Raw genomic sequence first — 5,970 nt, 5'->3', positions numbered from 1 at the left:
GCAGCGCGAACGCAAAATCCTGGCCGACCTCGGCATTTCCGACCCCGACGCCAACGAGTATGAGTGCCGAGCCATGGTCGGCAGAGGCCGTACCTATAGCCTGATGGTCCGCAAGGCTGCGGGGCTTCAGCCGCGAAGCAGATACATTTCCTGATCGCGGTCATACAGGCCACTGACGGATTGCCAGCTTCGCGGCTCATGCCGCTCCCACAACCCAGCGCCAAACCGCGATGCCGCGATCATCGGCATCAGGATTTCACCGAATGACCCCTGCGCCAACGAGCGCCAAGCCTCCTGTAGTGCCGAGCCATGCTCGGCAGAAGCCTTACCGGTAGCCTGATGGTCCGCAAGACTGTAGGAGCGGCATCAGCCGCGAAGCAGATACCCCTACTGATCGCAGTGATGCAGGCCACTGACGGATTGCCGGCTTCGCGGCTGACGCCGCTCCTACAACCCAGCGCGAAACCGCGATGCCGCTATCATCGGCATCAGGATTTCACCGAATGACCCCTAGGCCAACGAGGCCTGCTGTAGTGCCGAGCCATGCTCGGCAGAGGCCTTCCCGATAGCCTGATGACCCCGGCTGTAGGAGCTGCGTAAGCCGCGACGCTGGCATTCGATAAGGACCTGAAATCACTGCGATCGGAAGGCGCATCTGTTTCGCGGCTTACGCCGCTCCTACAAACCAGTGCCACGCCGCTATCATCGCCGTCAGGATTTCACCGAATGACTGCCGTGCGCCCAATCCGCCTGCTCCCGCTAGTACTCATCGCCGCCGGTTCGGCGCATGCCCAAACCGCCATCGATCTACCTGCCCTGATCGAATGCCGGCAGAGCGTCAGTGAATTCGCAGCGCTGGCACCGATCGCCAACGACCCGCTGAAAGCCGTGGCACTGGGCTGGCGGCCGCTGCCGCAGGGCAACCTGTTCATGGCCGAGTACATGCTCAACGCCCCGATCACCGTGTTCGGCCATAGCGCCGACCACATCGCCATGGCCGGCGGCACCGTCATCGCCATCCTCGACATGCCGGACCCCCGGCCGCTGGCCAAGCAACTGGACCTGGAAACCGGCTACGACGCCCCGGACAAGTTCATGGCCGGCCGCGAACTGGTCAGCCGCGATGTCAACGACGCCAAGACCGGCGAAGCCCTGATCGAATCGGTGATCCTGGGCGTGTCCACGGTCAAATCCCACCCCGGCAAGACCCTGGCCGGCTGCACCTACAGCCTGGACCTGCCGGCCGAGGAAGACCTCCCAGCCGCCCCCGACCAGCCCGCTGACAGCCCGGACAGTGTTCCGCCGATAGCCCCCAGCGTGCAGACCCCCAACCCAGCGGCCGCTTGAACAGGGCCTGGCAAACATCCTGCTAGACTTGTCGGCACCGCCCGGCGTGCCGGGTGCAGTCAAACCAAGAGATGTCTGAAGACGACAGTAGTACCTCGCCCGAGAACGGCGAGAAGAAACGCAGCTGGCTGGAGCGCCTGGGTTCGGCGTTCTCCAGCGAACCGCATACCCGCGACGAACTGGTCGCCATCCTGCAGACCGCACAGCAGGACGGCTTGATCGCCGCTGATACCCTGCGAATGATGGAAGGCGCCATTTCGGTGGCCGAGCTGACCGTCGGCGACGTGATGATCCCGCGCTCGCACATGGTGTCACTGCCGGTGGCCTGCCCCTTCATCGAATTGATGAAGCAGGTGGTCGAGTCCGGTCACTCACGCTTCCCGGTGCACGGCGAGAACAAGGACGACATCCTTGGCATCCTGCTGGCCAAGGACCTGTTGCGCGGCGTGGTCGCCGACAACACCCATGCCAGCGTGCGCGAGCTGCTGCGCCCGGCGGTGCTGATCCCCGAGTCGAAGAAGCTCAATGTGCTGCTCAAGGAGTTCCGGCTCTCGCGCAACCACATGGCGATCGTGGTGGATGAGTACGGCGGCGTCGCCGGCCTGGTCACCATCGAGGACGTGCTGGAACAGATCGTCGGCCAGATCGACGACGAGCACGACGAGACCGAGGACCACACCTCGCAGATCGCCATCCTCGCCGATGGCCGCTACGTGGTGGACGCCTTGACCACCATCGGTGATTTCAACGAGCGTTTTGGCGCCGAATTCTCCGACGATGACTACGACACCATCGGTGGCCTGATCACCGAGGCGGTGGGCCATCTGCCGGAAATCGGCGATGAACTGACCCTGGAGCGCTTCGTGTTCCGTGTGGCCAAGGCCGATGCACGCCGCGTGCAGGCTTTCCACGTCACCATCCTGCCGCCTGAAGACCAGGACGAAGATTGATCACCCTGCGCCTGCCGCGGCTGCTGTCCGCGTTTGCGATGTTGTTCCTGCTGCTGGCCACGATGGCCAGCAGCGCACAACCCGTCGCCAACCCACCCAGCCAAGCCACCGCCCATCCCGCACCGCGCATCGGCGTGGTGACCATGCTGCCGGGCGAGGTGTTCTTCGAACGCTTCGGCCATGACGCACTGGTGGTGATGGACCCCGCCAGCGGCCAGGCAACCTCGTACAACTTCGGCTTCTTCGACCCGTCCGAGCCGGACTTCATCAGCAACTTCGTGCGCGGCAGGATGATGTATTACCTGGTCGCATTGCCGTTGGAAGAAGACCTGGCCCAATACGAACATGTCGGACGCGGCGCCAGCATCCAGTGGCTGGACCTGCCGCCAGCGCAGGCACAGGCCCTGGCCGATGCGTTGGCCGAACGCGCCAAACCCGAAAACGCGCGCTACCGCTACGACTACTTCACCTCCAACTGCGCCACCATGGTGCGCGACAGTCTCGATCAGGCCATGGGCGGCGCCCTGCAATCGCAGTTGGCTGGCCGCTCGCGCGGCAACAGCTACCGCAGCGAATCGGTGCGTCTGGCCTCGCCTTCGCCATGGATGTGGCTGGGCTTCGACCTGGGCCTGGGGCCAAACGCCGACCAGCCGTTGTCGCGCTGGCAGGAAGCCTTCGTGCCGATGCGCCTGGCCGACAGCCTGCGCGAGGTGCGCAACAGCGAAGGCCGGCCGCTGGTACAGGACGAACAGCAACTGCTGCCGCAACGCCTTGCGCCCGAACCAAAAGAAAAGCAGCGCTCCTGGTGGCCATGGCTGCTGGTCGGGCTGGCAGTGGCCGCTGCCCTGCATGGCGCACGCCGCAAGCCGCGCCTGATCGGCGCATTCGCGCTGCCGTTCTGGCTGTTCTGCGGTGTTGCCGGCGCCCTGCTGACCTTCCTGTGGGGTTTCAGCGAACACCAGGCCGCCTGGGCCAACCGCAACCTGCTGCTGCTCAACCCGCTGGCGCTGCTGCTGGTTGCGGGTGCCTGCAGCCTGCTGCGCGGGCGCCAACCGCGTACCTGGTTCCGGATAGTGCTTTGGCTGGTGACCGGCATCGCGCTGCTGGCCCTGCCGCTGCATTGGCTGTCACTGCAAGCCCAGTTCAACATGCAATGGATCGTGCTGCTGCTGCCCATCCATCTTGCACTGGCGTTGATCCTTGGGCGCCGCAGCTTGGCGTCACCGGCCAGCTGAGGCACGATGCCGGGATGACAACCGGCATCACTCCCCAAAACGTACAGGCCAACCCGGCCTGCGTGATCAACTGCACCTGGTATGGCGCCGACGGCAGCCATCGTGCGCTGGACCTGGACAGCATCAGCGACGTGCTGGCCGACGATGCCAAGGGCTTTGTCTGGGTCGGCCTGTACGAACCCAGCGACAGCGTGCTGGACAAGGTGCAGGAAGAATTCAATCTGCACCCGCTGGCCATCGAAGACACCCGCAAGGCGCACCAGCGGCCGAAGATCGAAACCTACGGCAACTCGCTGTTCGTGGTGGTGCACACCGCGCAGGTGGTGGATGAGCGCATCCGCTACGGCGAAACCCACGCCTTCCTCGGCCCACGCTTCCTGGTGACGGTGCGCCACGGCGCCTCGCTGTCGTACGCACCGGTGCGCACGCGGCTGGAGCAGGAGCCCGAACTGCTGGCGATGGGGCCCTCGTTCTGCCTGTACTCGGTGCTGGATGCGGTGGTCGACCACTACCTGCCAATCACCGACAGCTTCCGTGACACCCTGGATCTGCTGGAGAAAAACATCTTCGCCGACACCTATGAGCGGCGCACGGTGATCCGTCTGTACGAGCTCAAGCGCGAGCTCAACAAGATGCGGCTGGCGGTGGCACCGCTGCAGGATGCCCTGGCCCAGCTGCAGCGCAACCAGGCGCAGTTGATCAACGAGGAAGTACGGCTGTATCTGCGCGATGTGCAGGACCATGCCGCACGGGTCAACGAGGCCATCGACACCCTGCGCGAAATGCTGGGCACCGCGCTGAGCGTGAACCTGTCGCTGGTCACGCTGGCGCAGGGCGAAACCGTCAAACAGCTGGGCGCATGGGCCGCCTTGCTGGCCGCGCCCACCCTGGTCACCAGCTGGTACGGCATGAACTTCGCGCATATGCCGGAACTGGCCGGGCGCTTCGCCTATCCACTGCTCATGCTCGGCGTGGGGGTGATCTGCGTGGTGCTGTATCGCCTGTTCAAACGTTCCGGTTGGCTTTGAGCCGGCGCACCGCCTTTCAAGAGGGAAACCATGCACAACGACCATTCCAATCCCGCACGCCGCCGCTTCCTGCGCACCACCCTGATTGCTGGCGCCGCGGCGCTGCCGGTGTCGCAGCTGGCCTCGGCACAGGCCGCAGGCAGGAGCGAGGATGCATTGCCGGCGTCGATGCGCGGGCTGAAGTCGGTCGCCGCGCAGGCAGTACCCATCGGCAATGACGAACGCATCGCGCGGGTAGCCAAGGCCCAGCGCCTGATGGCCGAGCATGGCATCGACGCGGTGTTCATTGGCGCCGGCAGCTCGCTGACCTATTTCACCGGCATGCACTGGTGGGACAGCGAGCGCCTGACCGGCGTGATCCTGCCGCGCAAGGGTGAACCGATCTACGTCACCCCGGAATTCGAGCGCGTGCGCACGCTGGAGCAGATCAAGCTCGGCAATGACGTGCGCGGCTGGCAGGAAGACGAAGATCCCTACGCGCTGGTGGCAAAGGTGCTGCGCGACATGGGCCACGCCACCGGCACGTTGGGCATGGAAGAAGCCGTGCCCTACTTCCGCGCCAAAGGCATTGCTGATGCGCTGCCGCAGGCCAAGGTAGTGCCGGCCTGGCCGGTGGTATCCGGCTGCCGCCGGGTCAAGAGCGCGGCCGAATTGGCACTGATGAAGCTGGCCAACGAAACCACGCTGGCCGTGTACGAAGCAGTCTGGAAGGCATTGCAGCCGGGCATGACCGAGCAGGACATCAGCGGCCTGCTGGCCATGGCCTACGCCCGCACCGGCCTGAAGGGCGACGCCAGCGTCAACGTCGGCAAGTACACCGCCTCGCCGCACGGCTCGGACAAACCGCAGCACCTGGTCGAAGGCACGCCAATCATTTTCGACGGTGGCTGCCGCGCCGGTGGTTACACCAGCGACATCACCCGCACCGTGGTGCTGGGCCAGCCGGACGACGAGATCCGCAAGGTGTTCAACATCGTATTGAAGGCGCAGACGGCGGCACTGCATGCCGCACGCCCGGGCGTGGCGATGGGCGACGTGGACGCCGCTGCGCGCAAGGTGATCAGCGATTCGGGCTACGGCCCGGACTACCGCTATTTCAGCCACCGCCTGGGTCACGGCATCGGCATCGACATGCACGAATGGGATTACCTGGTGCGTGGCAACACCCACCTGCTGGAGCCGGGCATGACCTTCAGTGACGAACCGGGCATCTACATCCCGGACCGCTTCGGCGTGCGCCTGGAGGACATCCTCTACGTCACAGAAGATGCTGCCGCGCTGATGACACCGCAGAGCAAGTCCATCGACCAGCCATTTGGCTGATGGGAGCGGCAACGCTTTTTGTGGGAGCGGCGTAAGCCGCGAAGCCGGCAGTCCATCAACCCCAAAGAGCTTACCCCTCCCCAACCC

General features: G+C 64.9%; 5 protein-coding genes. All 5 read left to right on the top strand.

The window, feature by feature from the left end; translation table 11 throughout:
• The first annotated feature begins 726 nt into the window (after positions 1-726).
• The 5 genes from ABB27_RS18720 to ABB27_RS18700 all read left to right on the top strand — a co-directional run bounded on the left by ABB27_RS18720 (position 727) and on the right by ABB27_RS18700 (position 5,883).
• The gene (locus tag ABB27_RS18720; RefSeq protein WP_057630808.1) at positions 727-1,347 is read left to right on the top strand and encodes a hypothetical protein; all 621 of its coding nucleotides are present in this window, start codon (positions 727-729) and stop codon (positions 1,345-1,347) included.
• Positions 1,348-1,418: 71 nt separating this feature from the next.
• Positions 1,419-2,297, top strand: coding sequence for a CorC family transporter (locus ABB27_RS18715; protein WP_057630806.1), 879 nt, complete (start codon positions 1,419-1,421; stop codon positions 2,295-2,297).
• 38 nt (positions 2,298-2,335) lie between these two features.
• Positions 2,336-3,532 (top strand): lipoprotein N-acyltransferase Lnb domain-containing protein, encoded by a 1,197-nt coding sequence (locus tag ABB27_RS18710; RefSeq protein WP_057630811.1) that lies wholly within the window; start codon positions 2,336-2,338, stop codon positions 3,530-3,532.
• Between the two features lie 14 nt (positions 3,533-3,546).
• Positions 3,547-4,560, top strand: a complete 1,014-nt coding sequence (locus ABB27_RS18705) for a magnesium and cobalt transport protein CorA (RefSeq protein WP_057630804.1) — start codon at positions 3,547-3,549, stop codon at positions 4,558-4,560.
• 30 nt (positions 4,561-4,590) lie between these two features.
• A complete protein-coding gene (locus tag ABB27_RS18700; RefSeq protein ID WP_057630802.1) occupies positions 4,591-5,883 on the top strand; it encodes a M24 family metallopeptidase in 1,293 nt (430 codons plus the stop codon).
• Positions 5,884-5,970 lie beyond the last annotated feature (87 nt).

Origin of the sequence: Stenotrophomonas terrae, assembly GCF_001431465.1 — a bacterium.
In the GTDB taxonomy this organism is placed as follows: Bacteria; Pseudomonadota; Gammaproteobacteria; order Xanthomonadales; family Xanthomonadaceae; genus Stenotrophomonas; species Stenotrophomonas terrae.
This window is presented reverse-complemented; position numbering and strand designations above follow the sequence as displayed.